Origin of the sequence: Pseudomonas sp. URMO17WK12:I6 (genome assembly GCF_003253625.1) — a bacterium.
Lineage (GTDB): Bacteria > Pseudomonadota > Gammaproteobacteria > Pseudomonadales > Pseudomonadaceae > Aquipseudomonas.
The window spans coordinates 381,614-395,821 of sequence record NZ_QKYZ01000001.1; the positions used below are offsets into that span (position 1 = coordinate 381,614).

A 14,208-nucleotide genomic window follows, 5' to 3' on the forward strand; every position below is an offset into this window, starting at 1 on the left:
GCTGAACCTGTGGGAGCGGGCTTGCCCGCGAATATGAGCGCAGCGAATGCTTTTAAGACGCCGGCAACTGCCGCTTCTCGGCCATCCGGCTGCGACTGTACAGCACGATGATCGCGATGATCGCTACAGCCTGGGCACTCAGCGAATACGCATCAGCGTGGATCCCCAACCAGTCGAAGTCAAAGAACGGTACCGGCCGCGTGCCGAAGACCCCGGCTTCCTGCAACGCCTTCACGCCATGGCCGGCAAACACCACCGACAACGCGCACAGCAATCCGGCATTGATGCCGAAGAACAGTGCCAGCGGCAGCTTTGCCGAGCCGCGCAGAATCACCCAGGCCAGACCGACCAGCATAACCAGCGCCGTCGCGCCGCCAGCCATTACGGCGTTATGCCCCGCAGGCCCCGCCTGCAACCACAAGGTTTCGTAAAACAGGATCACTTCGAACAGTTCGCGATACACCGAGAAGAACGCCAGGATCGCAAACCCGAAACGCCCACCGCCGCTCACCAGGCTGCTCTTGATGTAATCCTGCCAGGCCGCTGCGTGGCGACGGTCGTGCATCCACACGCCGAGCCAGAGCACCATGACACTGGCAAACAGCGCAGTGGCCCCCTCCAGCAGCTCACGCTGGGCCCCGCTGACGTCAATCACATACGCCGCCACCGCCCAGGTCGCCAGCCCGGCCAACAGCGCCAGGCCCCAACCGATGTTGACGCTGCGCACCGCCGATTGCTGGCCGGTATTGCGCAGGAACGCGAGGACCGCCGCGAGCACCAGAATGGCTTCCAGACCTTCTCGCAACAGAATCAACAGACCGGAAATGTAGCTCAGCGACCAGCTCAAGCCATCGCTACCGAGCAGGCCAGCGGATTCTTTCAGCTTGGCCTTGGCCACTTCCAGACGTTGCTCGACCTGGGCCACTGGCAAGCCGTCCTGCAACGACTGACGGTAAGCCATCAGGGACTTTTCAGTGTCTTTGCGTACGTTGGCGTCGACGTTGTCCAGAGAGCTTTCAACCAGTTCGAAGCCTTCCAGGTACGCCGCCACCGACAGGTCGTAGGCCTGATCGTGCTCGCCAGCGCGATAGGCGGCGATACTCTTGTCCAGCGTGGCCGCCGTGTATTCAAGCAATTGCCCCGGGCCACGCTTGACCTGCGGCGGTTGCGCTCGTTGCGCGCGGAAGGTCGCGGCCGCTTGCGGACCTTCGACGGCCTGCACTTCGGCTGGCGTCTGACGCGCCAGGTCGGCGATGTTGTAGGTTTTTTCGGATTTTGCCGCGGCCGGATCGGCGCTGAAGCCGGCGATGTAGGTCGCCAGGTCCCAACGCTGACGATCATCCAGCTGATCGGCGAAGGCCGGCATGTCAGTACCTTCGACGCCCATACCCAGCGTGTTGTAAAGCGCGTAGAGGCTCAGACGGTCCAGTCGCGCGGCATCGCGCAGATTGGTCGGCGGTGGCGTCATGCCGACACCTGCCGGGCCGTCACCGATGCCCGTATCGCCATGGCACACCGAGCATTGCTGGGCATACAGCGGCGCGCCGCGGGTCGGGTCCGGGGTAATGACCGGAGCCTGGCTGACTTCATAGGTCACCGCCAGTTTTGCCCCCAGTTGCCGCGCCTGACGGGTGACGTCCGCGCCGTCCTTGCGAGCGGCGATCGCGGTGCGCAGACCGTTGACGCCCTGCTCCAGTTCGGCACGCTGGGGTTTGGCCGGCAAATCGGCGATCAACCCTTGCAGCTCCCCCAGGAATGTCTGCTGTTCGAGATACTCAGCCTCATCAATAACCTTGCCTCCCTCGACCGCCGTCGGGTAATCGGCGGCAATGTAATCGAGCAAATGCAGGGCCTTGGGCGCACCCTCCGCGGTTTCGGCCAGCGCATTGAAGCTGCAGAACGCGATCATCGGCAGCACGAGCCACGCCAGAAAACGAGAGAAGCCAGTCATGAATAAATCTCAAATGGAAATACGAAGTAACACATTGTTCACTTCCAATGAGTTTCGCTCAAGCTTTGTTGGTATTTCCCGCATAACGGCGTGTACATTGGGCGGCAAACTGCTATCTCCTCGCGGTATCCGATCAGGGAAGAATCATCGTCCATGCGCTCCTGCCTGTTGTTCTCTTTGCTGCTGAGTTTCGCCCTACAACTGAGTGGCTGTGCCGCGTACCGAAATTATGATCAGGAGATGCAACAGACCAATGACCAACTATTGGTGGGCAACCTCCAGGGTGCGTTGGACCTAGTGGAGCTGCACAATCCCTGGGAAGACAAGGATCTGCTCTATTACTTCGAGAAAGGCGCCATCCTTAGTGTCGCCAATGCGCTGCCGGAGAGCCAGAAAGCCTGGCGCAGCGCTGACCAGATGGTATTCCAGCGCGAAGAAGCGGTGCCCTCCGGGGCCATGAAACTGCTCACACGGTTTGGCAATGAAATGGGCACCATGCTGGTCAACGACAAACTGCGTCGCTACGAAGGTTACGATTACGAAAAAGTCATGCTGACCACGCAAATGGCCCTCAACCAATTGGCTGCGAATGACTTCGACGGCGCCCGCGCCGACATCAAGAAAACCCACGAACGCGAAGCACTGATTGCCCGCCAGCGCGAGCGGCAATACGAAGAGCTCGAAGAGCAGGCCAAGGCCCAGGGCATTTCGGTGCGTTACAAGGATCTGCAAGGCTACCCGGTGACCACCCTCGATGCGCCAGCCGTCATCGAATTGAAAAACGGCTATCAGAGTGCCTTCAGTCATTACCTGGCTGGCTTCACCTATGAAGCCCTCGGCGAACGCGATCTCGCCGCGCCGGGCTATCGCCAGGCAATTGAATTGCGCCCGAACCTGCCGTTTCTCGAGCAGGCGTTGCGCAATCTCGACAAACCGCCGGCAAAAGCCGATGAAAGTGATGTGTTAATCATTGTCCAAAGCGGCCTGGCACCGGCACGCAGCTCGGTGCGCGTGCCGATTCCGGTACGGCTCAACGAAAACCTGGTGATCGTTGCCCCGATTTCTTTCCCGGTGATGATCCCGGACACCATCACGCCAGCATTCGACCACATCATCGTCGATGGTCGAAAACGGCCGCTGACCGCACTCAACAGCGTCACCGACATGGCCTTGCGCACCTTGCGTGATGATATGCCCGCCATCATCTCGCGGGCCATGTTCCGCGCCAACATGGCGGCTATCGGCCAGGCTGAGGAAAACCAACGCAACCCGGCCAAAGCATCGCTGGTGGTCACGCGCGAAGACCCATTCGAGGAGGCCGACACCCGCACATGGCGTACCTTGCCGGACAAAACCCTGGTCGCGCGTCTGCGGCTGAAAAAAGGTGAACACCTGTTCAGCGCGCCGAACGCGCCCGGCACCCCGCCGGTAACCCTGCGCATCGACCGCGACTTTCAAGTCATCAACCTGCGCACAATAAACACCGTGGCATTCGTCGTCGGAAAGACTTATGTGCAAACCTCGCCAGCGCCGGTATCAGGCCAGAAATAAGTAATGGCACGTTGTGAAAACATACAATTAAAAAGCCATTACATAGCCAGCATCCCTGTTTATAATGCCGCGCCGTCGTTCTCGCGATACGGCATTTAAGCTCCTCTTTTTATGAGGAATTGGCAGGGCGCCAGTCTCCCTGCCGATGGGTCCCAACAGCCCGACCAGCACGCGCGGCTGCTTATACTCAGGGAAGAAGTACCCCCTATGGCCTCTCGCGCCCTTACCTCGATCGCGCTCAGCGCTGTCACCTTGCTCTCCGGCTGTTCGGCTTTTCGCAACTACGATTCCGAACTGGCACAAACCAACCAGCAACTGGCTGCCGGCAACGTCGACGGCGCCTTGACCTTGTTGGAAAAGAACAACACCGGCGCCGACAAAGACCTGCTCTATTACTTCGAGAAGGGTGAACTGCTGCGCGCCAAGGGCGACTTGTCCGGCAGCCAGAATGCCTGGAGCAGCGCCGATCAGGTGGTGGGCAAGTGGGAAGACTCGGTCAAGCTCGACACCGAAAAGTACCTGGCTCAGTTCGGCAGCTTCCTGGTCAATGACAAAGTCCGTCGCTACGAAGGCTACGACTACGAGAAAGTCATGCTGACCACGCAGATGGCCCTCAACCTGCTGGCGGTGAACGACTTCGACGGCGCGCGCACCGCGATCAAGAAAACTCACGAACGTGAAGCGGTGATCGCCGACCTGCGCGACAAGGAATACCTCAAGAGCGAAGAGCAGGCCGAGAAGGAAGGCGTCAAAACCCAGTACAAGGATCTCCAGGGTTATCCGGTGGCCAGCCTCGACGCGCCAGAAGTGGTCAGCCTGAAAAACAGCTACCAGAGTGCGTTCAGCCATTACCTGGCCGGTTTCGTCTATGAAGCCCTGGGCGAGAAAGACCTGGCTGCACCGGGCTATCGCAAGGCCGCCGAATTGCGCCCGAACACCCCGCTGCTGGAACAGGCGCTGGTGAATCTCGACAAACCCGCCAAGGACGAGGACAGCGACATCCTGATCGTCGTGCAAAGCGGCCTGGCGCCGTCCCGCGACTCGATCCGCATTCCGTTGCCATTGCCGATCAGCAACCAGGTGGTGATCACACCGCTGTCGTTCCCGGTCATCAAGCCGGACACCTCGACCGCTCCCTTCGCCCAGATCGGCGTAGACGGTCAGCAGGTGAACCTGACGCAACTCAACAGCACCACCGCCATGTCCCGCCGCGCGCTGCGTGATGACATGCCGGGCATCATCCTGCGCACCACCGTCCGTGCCGTGACCAAAGGCGTGGCTCAGAAGAAGATCAACGAATCCAACCCACTGGCGGGTCTTGCGGTCGGGATCTCTTCAGCGGTGCTCGAAGGTGCCGATACCCGTACATGGCGTACCCTGCCAGACACCACTCAAGTCGTGCGTCTACGCTTGAAGAAAGGCGAGCACCAAGTCACCCTGCCGAGCGCCGTGGGCGGTTCGGTGGTCAAGATCACTGTGGATCAGCGCTATCAGGTCATCAGCCTGCGCGCCGTGGGCAATCAGGTATTCGCCAGCGGCCAGGCCGCTCATGTGATCCCGAGCGCCAACCCGACCACCGTGGCCAGCCTCAAACAACCTTAAGAACGGAGTCTTTGCATGCGCTTCAAACTCATCACTGTCGTCGCCCTGGCCTTGCTGGCCGGCTGCGCCACCCCGCCACCACCGGAGCCAGGCAGCGCTGCCAGCAAGGTCGTGGCCATGGGCAAGCTCAAGAACATCGTGGTCGGCGCCATGCGCGTGGCGCGGGAAAACGGCTTTATGACGGTCAACGCACAGCTGAGCAACACCAGCTACAACAACAAGACCTTCTACTACCGCTTTGCCTGGCTCGGCCCTGAAGGCTTCCCGGTTGCCGAAGAGGAAACCTGGAAAAGCCAGATGATGTACGGCGAGCAGACCAGTTTCATCCAGGCCATTGCGCCAACCGCCAAAGCCGTGGATTTCCGTCTCGAAATCAAAACGCCTTAAGCCCGACACCCTATTCGTTCAGTTCTAGAGAGCATTCCCATGTTTGCACGCTTTTCGTTCATCGCCGTCATCGCCCTCTTGGCCAGCGGTTGCGCCAACACTTCACCGACGCTGGGCAGCAAAAACATCAGCTACGGCGACACCAAAGCCGTGGAAACCGTGACCAACGAGTTCGGCTCCACCGACCTGCAGATGATCGCCGAATCCATGACCCGCTCCCTGGCCCAGTCCGGCATCCTGCAAGGCCGTCCGGTGGTTCAGGTCTACGACGTGAAGAACAAGACCAGCGAGTACATCGATACCCGCGAAATCACTACCAGCATCAAGACCCAGCTGATGAAGTCCGGCGTCGCCCGTTTCGCCAGCGACAACACCGCAATGCAGAGCCAGGTCGACCAGCTCAAGCTGCAAAACCAGAGCGGCCTGTACAAGAAGAGCACCGTGGCCAAGACCGGCAACATGATTGCCGCCCAATACCGTCTTGAAGGTTCGATCAGCTCGATCGTCAAGCGCAGCAGCGACTACAAGGACGTCTTCTACAAATTCAGCCTGCAATTGATCGACGTTGAAAGCGGTCTGGCCGAGTGGATGGACGAAAAAGAGATCCGCAAAACCACGGAGCGTTAATCGATGCGCACATGGATTGGCATGATGGCCCTGGCTTGCGCGTTCAGCGTGCAAGCGGCCCCGAAAGTTGCAGTAGCGGATCTGGCGTACCAGGAGCGCGTGGAGCAATACGTCCACACTGTTTCGGCACAGAGTAACCATAGCCAGAGCTATTACGGCGCCAGTGGTTCTTCCAGTTACGAAGAGTACGAAGCCACCAACAGCTACATCGAGCAAGGCGAGTTGCGCAAATTCACCGGCGACATCAAGGGCGAGATCCTGCGCACCGGGATGTTCCAGTTGGTGCAGGGCACGCCTTACACGGCATCGTCCAAAGGCGACGTGTATGACGTGATCAAGCGCATCAAGGCCGGTAGCTTCAAGGGTGCCGACTATGTGCTGTTCGGCACCGTGTCAGACATCGACTTCACCCGCGACATGAATGAGCTGGCCAACACCGACAGTTACTCGGCGGTGCTGGCGTTGACGCTGGTGGCGGACTTCAGCCTGATCAACACCAAGACCTTCGAGATCACCTCGGCCTTCACGGCGATGGGCGAAGGTCAGGACACCAAACTGGTGAATGGCCGGGACATCCGGGTTTCCCTGAACCGCCCACGGGTGGTGCGTGACGTGTCCAAGGCGCTGGGTGAAGACGTGGCTTCACAACTGAGCCAACAGCTCGGTGGTGGGGGTTACGAGCAGCCGGGGCAGGCACCGCTGCGTAATAACCTGCCGCGAGATACGGCGCCGGTGATTCTGCACTGATCTCAGACTGGCCACTCTGTAGTAATGAAAAAGGCGACCTCAATAGGTCGCCTTTTTTGTGCCTGAAGCTTTATGTCGCTGCTTTGCGCAAAGTCGCCATGAATGCCGCCGCGCCGATGAACAGCCCGGCAAAAGTGCGGTTCATGCGTTTCTGCTGCCTGGGCGTGCGCAACAAACGCAGGACCTTGGCCGCCAGCCCGGTGTAGCCGGCCATGACGATCAGGTCGACACAGATCATGGTCACGCCGAGGATCAGGTACTGGGCCACCAGCGGCGCGTGGGGATCGATGAATTGCGGCAGCACCGCGAGCATGAACACCAAAGCCTTGGGGTTGCTGACGTTCACTAGAAAACCGCGGAACACCAGCGCCATCGGCTTGCCGATCTGCCGAATGGCAGCGTCGTCGCTCATCTCATTGGGCAGCGCGCGCCATTGCTTGACCGCGAGGTAGACCAAGTAAGCCACGCCGAACCATTTGATCGCATAAAAGGCAGTGGCGGAGGCCGCGAGGATCGCACCGACACCGGCAGCGACAATCGCAATTTGCAACGCCAGGCCCAGTTGCAGACCCAGGGCGTTCCAGTAACCGCGCCAGAAACCGTAGCGCAGGCCGCTGGACATCGACGCAATGGCGCCGGCACCGGGGGAAAGACTGATTACCCAGCAGGCGGCAAAAAATGCCAGCCATGTTTGAAGCAGCATTGCACACCTCGACTCAGACTCGTGACAAACGTCTAAGCTAATGCGCCTTACGACCAATGACTACCGATTTTTTGCAGGACAGAGTGACTGCCGACCAGCGTTGACGGCGGTAGCGTCCTATCGAGCCTGCTTTTCGAACCCGTTTGAAGGAAATACATCAGTACCGCGCCAGCGTCGAACCGAGCGCTGGAAGAACAGGCTGTTGGGCACTTGCACCATGGCACTGCCGGTACCGAGCTCTTCGGCTTCGATCAGCGTGGTGTAGAGCAGATTGATCGCCACCACCCGGCCCTTGACGCCCGGCTTGTCGGTGGTGTCCACCAACTCGACCACATCGCCGATTCGGAATGGGCCGACGGTGAAGATCAGGATCGCGCACAACAGATTGGACAGCACGCTCCACATGGCGAAAAACGCCACGGCAGCCACCGCCACGAAGCCGGACAACGCGGTCCAGAGCACCGTGGCCGACACCCCAAGACGCTCCAGCACGAAGATCAGCGCGCTACCCATGATCAGCCAACGCAAACCACCGCGCAGCGGCATCAAGAACTGCGGCGGGAACGGGTAACGCTCGCCCAAGCGAGTCAGGCCTTTAGCGACGACGCGCTGAGCGACATAGCCGGCCAGCAGGATCAGCAGGATTTGCACGACCAGCCAGAGCGGCTCGACCCACATCGCCGGCAACGGCAGCTTGAAGGCCTCCATCAAGACAGCGCCTCCAGCTCCGCCTGCATGCTTTCGAGCAATTCGAGCGCTTCCATCCAGGCTTCTTCCAGCTCGGCTTCACGCACCTTCAGCCGGGCCTGCTCGGCCAGCAGATCACGCAATTCGTTCTTGCGTGCCGGCTCGTAAATATCGCTGTCGCCGAGGCTGGCGTCGATCTTCGCCAGTTTCTCGTGCAGCTTGCCCAACTCGGCTTCGAGCTTGTCGGCCTCGCGCTTGTGCGGTGCCAGTTGCTGACGCAACGCGGCGGCGGCCTGGCGCTGGGCTTTCTTGTCGGTCTTGTCCGGGTTGACCGGGGTATTGCTGACCGGCACGTTGCGCTGACGGTACTCCACCAGCCAACGGGTGTAGTCTTCCAGGTCGCCGTCGAACTCCTCGACCTTGCCGTCTGCCACCAGATAGAAATTGTCGGTGGTGCTTTTAAGCAAATGACGATCGTGGGAGACCACCAGAACCGCGCCACTGAATTCCTGCAACGCCATGGTCAGCGCCAGGCGCATTTCCAGGTCCAGGTGGTTGGTCGGTTCGTCGAGCAGCAACAGGTTCGGTCGGCCCCAGGCGATCAGCGCCAGGGCCAGTCGCGCCTTTTCGCCACCGGAGAAATTCAACACCGGCTCATCGATACGTGCACCCCGGAAGTCGAAACCACCGAGGAAGTCACGCAGGGTCTGCTCACGTTCGGTTGGCGCCAGGCGCTGCAAGTGCAGCAACGGGCTGGCCTTGGAATCGAGGGAGTCCAGTTGATGCTGGGCGAAGTAACCAACCACGGTGTTCTCGCCCCGGGTCAGTCGGCCCGCCAATGGCTCGAGCTCACCGGAGAGGTTCTTGATCAGGGTCGATTTACCGGCACCGTTGGGGCCGAGCAAACCGATCCGCGCGCCAGGGGTCAGTTGCAGCTTGACCTTCTCCAGCACGGTTTTTTCGCCATAACCCAAGCGAGCGTCCGATAGATCGATCAGCGGGCTGGAGATTTTCTGCGATTCGCGAAAGACGAAATCGAACGGCGAATCGACGTGCGCGGCGGACAGCTCTTCCATCCGCTCCAGCGCCTTGATCCGGCTCTGGGCCTGACGGGCCTTGGTGGCTTGGGCCTTGAAGCGGGCAATGTAGCTTTCCATGTGCGCACGTTGCGCCTGTTGCTTCTCGTACGCCTGCTGTTGCTGTGCCAGACGTTCGGCACGGGCCCGTTCAAACGCGGTGTAACCGCCGCGATACAGGGTGATCTTGCGTTGATCGACGTGAGCTACGTGATCGACCACGGCATCGAGGAAGTCCCGGTCGTGGGAAATCAGCAATAAAGTGCCGGGGTAGCTTTTGAGCCACTCTTCGAGCCAGATGATGGCGTCGAGGTCCAAGTGGTTGGTCGGTTCGTCGAGCAGCAACAGGTCCGAGGGGCACATCAAAGCCTGCGCCAGATTCAGACGCATCCGCCAGCCACCGGAGAAATCTCCTACTTGCCGGTCCATTTGCTCGTTGGTGAACCCAAGGCCCGCCAATAGCTTGCGAGCCCGGGCATCGGCGGTGTACCCATCGGCGCTGTCGAGCTCCGAGTGCAGGCGGGCCTGAGCGGCGCCGTCATGGGCCGCTTCGGCCGCCGCCAGGTCGCGTTGCACCTGACGCAGGCGCAGGTCGCCATCGAGCACGTAGTCGACCGCCAGGCGCTCGAGGGTGTCGACCTCCTGGCGCATGTGGGCGATGCGCCAGTCGGCCGGCAGGAAGCAGTCACCCGAGTCCGGGTGCAGCTCGCCCCGAAGCAAGGCGAACAGGCTCGATTTGCCGGCGCCGTTGGCACCGATGAGGCCGGCTTTGTGGCCGGCGTGCAGGGTCAGCTCGGCGTCTTCTAGCAGACGTTGCGGGCCACGCTGTAAAGTCAGGTTCTGAAGTCGAATCATAATGGCGGCGGAGTCTACCAGCTTCGCTCGCAACTGGCGCGAGTAGCACTATGTCCTCTGACCTGTGGAGCTTTTCCCTCGACACTTACGCCCTTCCCGGCGTTGAACACGCCTGCCTGCAATTGCAGGCAGCGGGTGTGAATGTGTGCCTGCTGCTCTGTGGATTGTGGCTGGGGCAACGTGGAGTCGCCTGCAACGAACAACGCTTGCAGCTGCTACGCGATGTAGCCGGGCCTTGGGACGTGGATGTCGTGCAACCGTTACGCACCTTGCGCCAGCAATGGAAAGCCGCTGCCAGCGAGGATGCCGGTCTGGATGATTTGCGCGAAAAAGTGAAGACACTGGAGATGGAAGCCGAAAGGCATTTGTTGCTGCGACTGGAGCGTTTGGCGCAGAGTTGGCCGCAGTGTGGAGCGACCGATCCAACGGCCTGGCTGGAAGGTATGGCAGCAGGCGCCGCCAACCTGAGCCGCGACGCGCTGCATCAGCTGCGCGTCGCGGTAACCGGCACTTAGGAAGCGCTGGTTGGGGTAGTGCTGGTGCTCGACGATGCCGCTGGCGCAGGCGAAGCTGTCGAGGTAGTGGCTACCGGAGCCGGCGAAGCCGATGCAGCTGGGGCCGGGGCCGGGGTTGCTGGCTTGGCAACAGGTGCGGCAGTCGGCTTTGCAGCAACGACTGGCTTTTTCACGGCCGGTTTTGCTGCTGGCTTGGCGGCAGGTTTTGCAGCCGGTTTGGCAGCGGCAGGTTTGGCTGCTGGTTTCGCTACAGCTGGTTTGGCGGCAGTGGCTGGCTTGGCAGCGACGGCAGGTTTCGCAGCAGCAGTTTTGGCAGCCGGTTTAGCGGCGGGTTTGGCTGCAGTTTTTGCAGCAGTTTTTGCAGCAGGTTTCGCCGCCGGTTTTGCAGCAGGCTTGGCTGCAGCGGTTTTAGCCGCGACAGGTTTGGCGGCAGTTTTGGCTGCTGGTTTTGCAGCAGGTTTAGCGGCCGGTTTGGCAGCTGCAGTTTTCGCCACGGCGGGTTTGGCAGCCGTGGTTTTGGCAGCGGGTTTAGCGGCAGCTGTTTTGGCAGCGACTGGCTTAGCGGCAGGTTTGGCAGCTGTCGTTTTAGCTGCTGGTTTCGCAGCGCTGGCAGCGACTGGTTTTTTCGCCGCAGGTTTTGCGGCTGGTTTCGCTGCAGCTTTTACCGGTGCTTTGGCGGCGGTTTTTTTAACAGGAGCCGCAGCAGGCTTGGCCGGTGCTTTTGCAGCAACCGGTTTGGCAGCGGCTTTCTTCGCAGGTGCCGCGGCTGGCTTGGCCGAACGCAGGGACAACGCCTTGCCGACAGCCTCTTGGACACGACCGACACCCTGGGCCAGTTTCAGGCTTTCTTGAGCGTCGCGTTTGAGTTGCAGGATGTAGCTGCGAGTTTCGGACTGACGAGCCTTGAGGGCGTCGAGCAGGTCCTCAAGTTCTTTCACCGCATCTTTGGCCTTGGCTTGTGCCTTGGCTTTGCCGGCCGCCGCAGCGTCCTGCAATTTGGTGCGGGATTTATGCAGTTTTTCCTGCGCTTTTCCGCGCTGCTTTTCCAGTTTGGCGAGCAGTTTTTCAGCATCAGCCAAGGCTTGGGAACAAGCGTTTTCCAAGTGCTCGAGCAGGCTGCCCGAGAGTTGTTGGAGTAAGTGCAACGGAGTATTTACTGGCTTCTTGGTGGCCGACATGGTTTACCTCCTGGCTGACGTGAATGCGGCTCATACTAGACCTCTGCTGCAACCGCCGCTAGGGCATGTTGACAGTATCGAAAGCGCTGCGTTGCAACGAAGTAAAAATGTTCTGCGCTTACGCAAAACCAGTTCACCTTCGAGAGCATTCACACTGGCATAATCCTGCGCATCTCAGGTCGGAGAGTGCCTATGTCGCGCTACCTTTTTTTATCGCTGTGCATGTTTTTTTCCGTGGTCCAGGCCGCCGAAAAAGCCACCACAAATGACGCTCACGATCTCGCTTACAGCTTGGGTGCGAGCCTTGGCGAACGCTTGCGCCAGGAGGTTCCGGACCTGCAACTTCAGGCACTGCTCGAAGGTTTGCAGCAAGCCTACCAAGGTAAGCCGCTAGCGCTGAAAGACGAGCAGATCGAACAGATTCTTGCCGAGCACGAAGCCCAGGTCGCCGAGCAACCCGCCGTCGCGCAAAGCGAAGTTGCCCTCGAAAAAGAGCGGCGCTTTCTCGATGAGGAAAAAACCAAACCTGGCGTCCGTCAATTGGCAGATGGAGTATTGCTGACCGAGCTGGCTCCCGGAACCGGCGCGAAGGCAGGACCGAACGGCAAAGTCCAGGTGCTGTATATCGGTCGTCTACCTGATGGCACCGTGTTCGATCAGAACAGTCAGCCGCAGTGGTTCAGTCTTGATAGCGTGATCAGCGGCTGGCGTAGCGCGCTGCAAAATATGCCGGTCGGCGCAAAATGGCGCCTGGTAATTCCATCGGCGCAAGCCTATGGCGCCGACGGTGCCGGCGACTTGATCGCGCCGTTCACGCCGCTGGTATTCGAAGTCGAATTGCGTGGTGCTACAAGCTGAATGCCGGAAACGAAAAACGGTGCGCATTGCGCACCGTTTTCAGTGTCTAGCCGGGAAGGGTTCAGGCCTGAACCGAACTCTCTTCCTTGTGGGCGGTGTGCAGCACTTCGATCAGGCAATCTTCCAGTTCGAAGCGTTCACGCAGTTGGCTGCCCAGCTTTTCCAGCGCTTCGGCGAAACGCTCGGTGTCGTTGCAGTCACCCTTGTGACAATGATCATTGAACGACAGCGCCATCTCGGTGCTCACGTCGATACGCGGGTTGATCTGCTCCGCCAGTTCAAGGCCGCCATCGTCGCCAAAGGCCTTGGCCTCATTGACCAGATGCTCACTCACTTCGAAGTGCCAGGCAGAAACGTAATCGACAAGAATCTCGCAGAACCGACCGTTCAAGGACTTGTCGGCGAAAGCCGGTTTGGCATTTCGCAAGTCGTGGAACGACTTTACCAACTCTTCACGCTCTTGTAGCCAGCGGTCAATGAGCTTATGAACCCCACCCCAGCGTTCCTGAGCATTCTGACAACTATCTAACATGGCGATCTCTCTTCCCTAATGGGTCATGCCGTTCTACGCCTGACCAAGACTCGGCACATCCGGTCTTGGTCAGGCAGAACAGCAACGAGCAACATAATTCCAATGATACGTGCGGGCCAGATTATGCCCGCGCGCCTATGGCTTCAAGGTACGCAGGAGATAAAGTTCATACAAGTGTTTAATCGCCCGTCAATACCCGGTGCGACGACTCGCCGCTGAGCGGTCGCTGACAGGCGATCCAGACAAGGCGCAGCAATTGATACCCGCCCAGAATCATCATCGCAACGAAGAACAACAGGCTCCATTCCGGGATACTCAGGTCGAACAGCGTCCAGGAAATTTCCGCGCAGTCGTCGGTTCCCTTGAACAACCGTTGCAAGGCACACAACCAGGGCGTACTGGCAAACAGATCAGTCAGGTTGGGCGAGCATGCCGAGAGCTGATGCACCGGATCACTCTGCAACACAACCTGCCGCCACGCCGTGACGGTACCCGCCACACTGCATAGCAGACCCAGTAACCAATACAGGAATGATCCGAAGCGACCAGGCCCCTGCACCGAAGCCATCAGGCAGACACCCGTGAGCAGCGCCAGGCAAACCCGTTGCAACAGGCACAACCCGCAAGGCTTGAGGCCGACCGCATATTCCAGGTAATAGGAAACGCCCAAGGCCAGGGCACCTGCAATGAAAACCATGAAAAACAAGGAGCGTGAGCAGGCCAAAGACATGGCTTTTCCGTAACTGTAGAGACAAGCGGTTACGGTAGAGGAAAGCGCAGCAGCCTTTCAAGGCAGGCCAGCACGGACACTTCACCAGAAGTGTAGGGAATTCCCGACAGAGTCGAGAGGATAAGATGTAGTCCGCTGTAGGACTTTGCCAGACCAGGACCACAACTCAAAAACAGTGGCAGACTCGGAGCGGTTGGATTGCCCTGACG

14 protein-coding genes are annotated in these 14,208 nt (G+C 59.6%); 7 read left to right on the forward strand and 7 right to left on the reverse strand.

Features of this window, described 5'->3' with window-relative positions:
* Nucleotides 1–52: 52 nt before the first annotated feature.
* Nucleotides 53–1,951 carry an FTR1 family protein gene (locus tag F475_RS01820; RefSeq protein WP_086944363.1) on the reverse strand — a complete coding sequence of 633 codons (1,899 nt, stop codon included), beginning with the start codon at nucleotides 1,949–1,951 and terminating at the stop codon, nucleotides 53–55.
* Nucleotides 1,952–2,104: 153 nt separating this feature from the next.
* On the opposite strand from F475_RS01820, the gene F475_RS01825 reads away from it, so the two are divergent.
* The 5 genes from F475_RS01825 (at nucleotide 2,105) to F475_RS01845 (ending at nucleotide 6,865) form a co-directional block, all read left to right on the forward strand.
* A complete protein-coding gene (locus F475_RS01825) occupies nucleotides 2,105–3,502 on the forward strand; it encodes a COG3014 family protein (protein ID WP_064621051.1) in 1,398 nt (465 codons plus the stop codon).
* Between the two features lie 207 nt (nucleotides 3,503–3,709).
* Nucleotides 3,710–5,104: a COG3014 family protein gene (locus tag F475_RS01830; RefSeq protein ID WP_064621052.1), complete on the forward strand. Its 1,395-nt coding sequence runs from the start codon at nucleotides 3,710–3,712 to the stop codon at nucleotides 5,102–5,104.
* 15 nt (nucleotides 5,105–5,119) lie between these two features.
* Entirely contained in the window at nucleotides 5,120–5,491 is a 372-nt protein-coding gene (locus tag F475_RS01835; RefSeq protein WP_018927555.1) for a YcfL family protein, read from the forward strand.
* Nucleotides 5,492–5,530: 39 nt separating this feature from the next.
* Complete coding sequence (gene lpoB / locus F475_RS01840) at nucleotides 5,531–6,118, forward strand: penicillin-binding protein activator LpoB (RefSeq protein WP_007941608.1); 588 nt, start codon at nucleotides 5,531–5,533, stop codon at nucleotides 6,116–6,118.
* A gap of 3 nt (nucleotides 6,119–6,121) precedes the next feature.
* The gene (locus F475_RS01845; protein ID WP_018927554.1) at nucleotides 6,122–6,865 is read left to right on the forward strand and encodes a hypothetical protein; all 744 of its coding nucleotides are present in this window, start codon (nucleotides 6,122–6,124) and stop codon (nucleotides 6,863–6,865) included.
* A 70-nt stretch (nucleotides 6,866–6,935) separates the two neighbouring features.
* Here the strand turns inward: F475_RS01845 and F475_RS01850 are convergent, their stop codons facing one another.
* From F475_RS01850 to F475_RS01860, 3 genes are all read right to left on the reverse strand, one after another.
* On the reverse strand, nucleotides 6,936–7,568 hold the full coding sequence (locus F475_RS01850) for a LysE family transporter (protein ID WP_018927553.1): 633 nt from the start codon (nucleotides 7,566–7,568) through the stop codon (nucleotides 6,936–6,938).
* A gap of 117 nt (nucleotides 7,569–7,685) precedes the next feature.
* A complete protein-coding gene (locus F475_RS01855) occupies nucleotides 7,686–8,276 on the reverse strand; it encodes a mechanosensitive ion channel family protein (RefSeq protein ID WP_019650132.1) in 591 nt (196 codons plus the stop codon).
* Complete coding sequence (locus F475_RS01860) at nucleotides 8,276–10,186, reverse strand: ATP-binding cassette domain-containing protein (protein WP_064621055.1); 1,911 nt, start codon at nucleotides 10,184–10,186, stop codon at nucleotides 8,276–8,278. Before F475_RS01860 ends, F475_RS01855 begins: the two co-directional genes overlap by 1 nt.
* A gap of 50 nt (nucleotides 10,187–10,236) precedes the next feature.
* On the opposite strand from F475_RS01860, the gene F475_RS01865 reads away from it, so the two are divergent.
* Nucleotides 10,237–10,701, forward strand: coding sequence for a TIGR02444 family protein (locus tag F475_RS01865; RefSeq protein ID WP_111453027.1), 465 nt, complete (start codon nucleotides 10,237–10,239; stop codon nucleotides 10,699–10,701).
* Here F475_RS01865 and F475_RS30545 read toward each other — a convergent pair.
* The gene (locus F475_RS30545) at nucleotides 10,698–11,879 is read right to left on the reverse strand and encodes an AlgP family protein (RefSeq protein WP_111453028.1); all 1,182 of its coding nucleotides are present in this window, start codon (nucleotides 11,877–11,879) and stop codon (nucleotides 10,698–10,700) included. The genes F475_RS01865 and F475_RS30545 overlap by 4 nt on opposite strands.
* A 192-nt stretch (nucleotides 11,880–12,071) precedes the next feature.
* On the opposite strand from F475_RS30545, the gene F475_RS01875 reads away from it, so the two are divergent.
* Nucleotides 12,072–12,737, forward strand: a complete 666-nt coding sequence (locus tag F475_RS01875; protein ID WP_111453029.1) for an FKBP-type peptidyl-prolyl cis-trans isomerase — start codon at nucleotides 12,072–12,074, stop codon at nucleotides 12,735–12,737.
* A gap of 61 nt (nucleotides 12,738–12,798) precedes the next feature.
* Here F475_RS01875 and F475_RS01880 read toward each other — a convergent pair whose 3' ends face one another.
* The gene (locus F475_RS01880) at nucleotides 12,799–13,269 is read right to left on the reverse strand and encodes an Rsd/AlgQ family anti-sigma factor (protein ID WP_018927547.1); all 471 of its coding nucleotides are present in this window, start codon (nucleotides 13,267–13,269) and stop codon (nucleotides 12,799–12,801) included.
* Nucleotides 13,270–13,447: 178 nt separating this feature from the next.
* Nucleotides 13,448–13,999, reverse strand: a complete 552-nt coding sequence (locus F475_RS01885) for a disulfide bond formation protein B (protein WP_018927546.1) — start codon at nucleotides 13,997–13,999, stop codon at nucleotides 13,448–13,450.
* Between the last annotated feature and the right edge of the window lie 209 nt (nucleotides 14,000–14,208).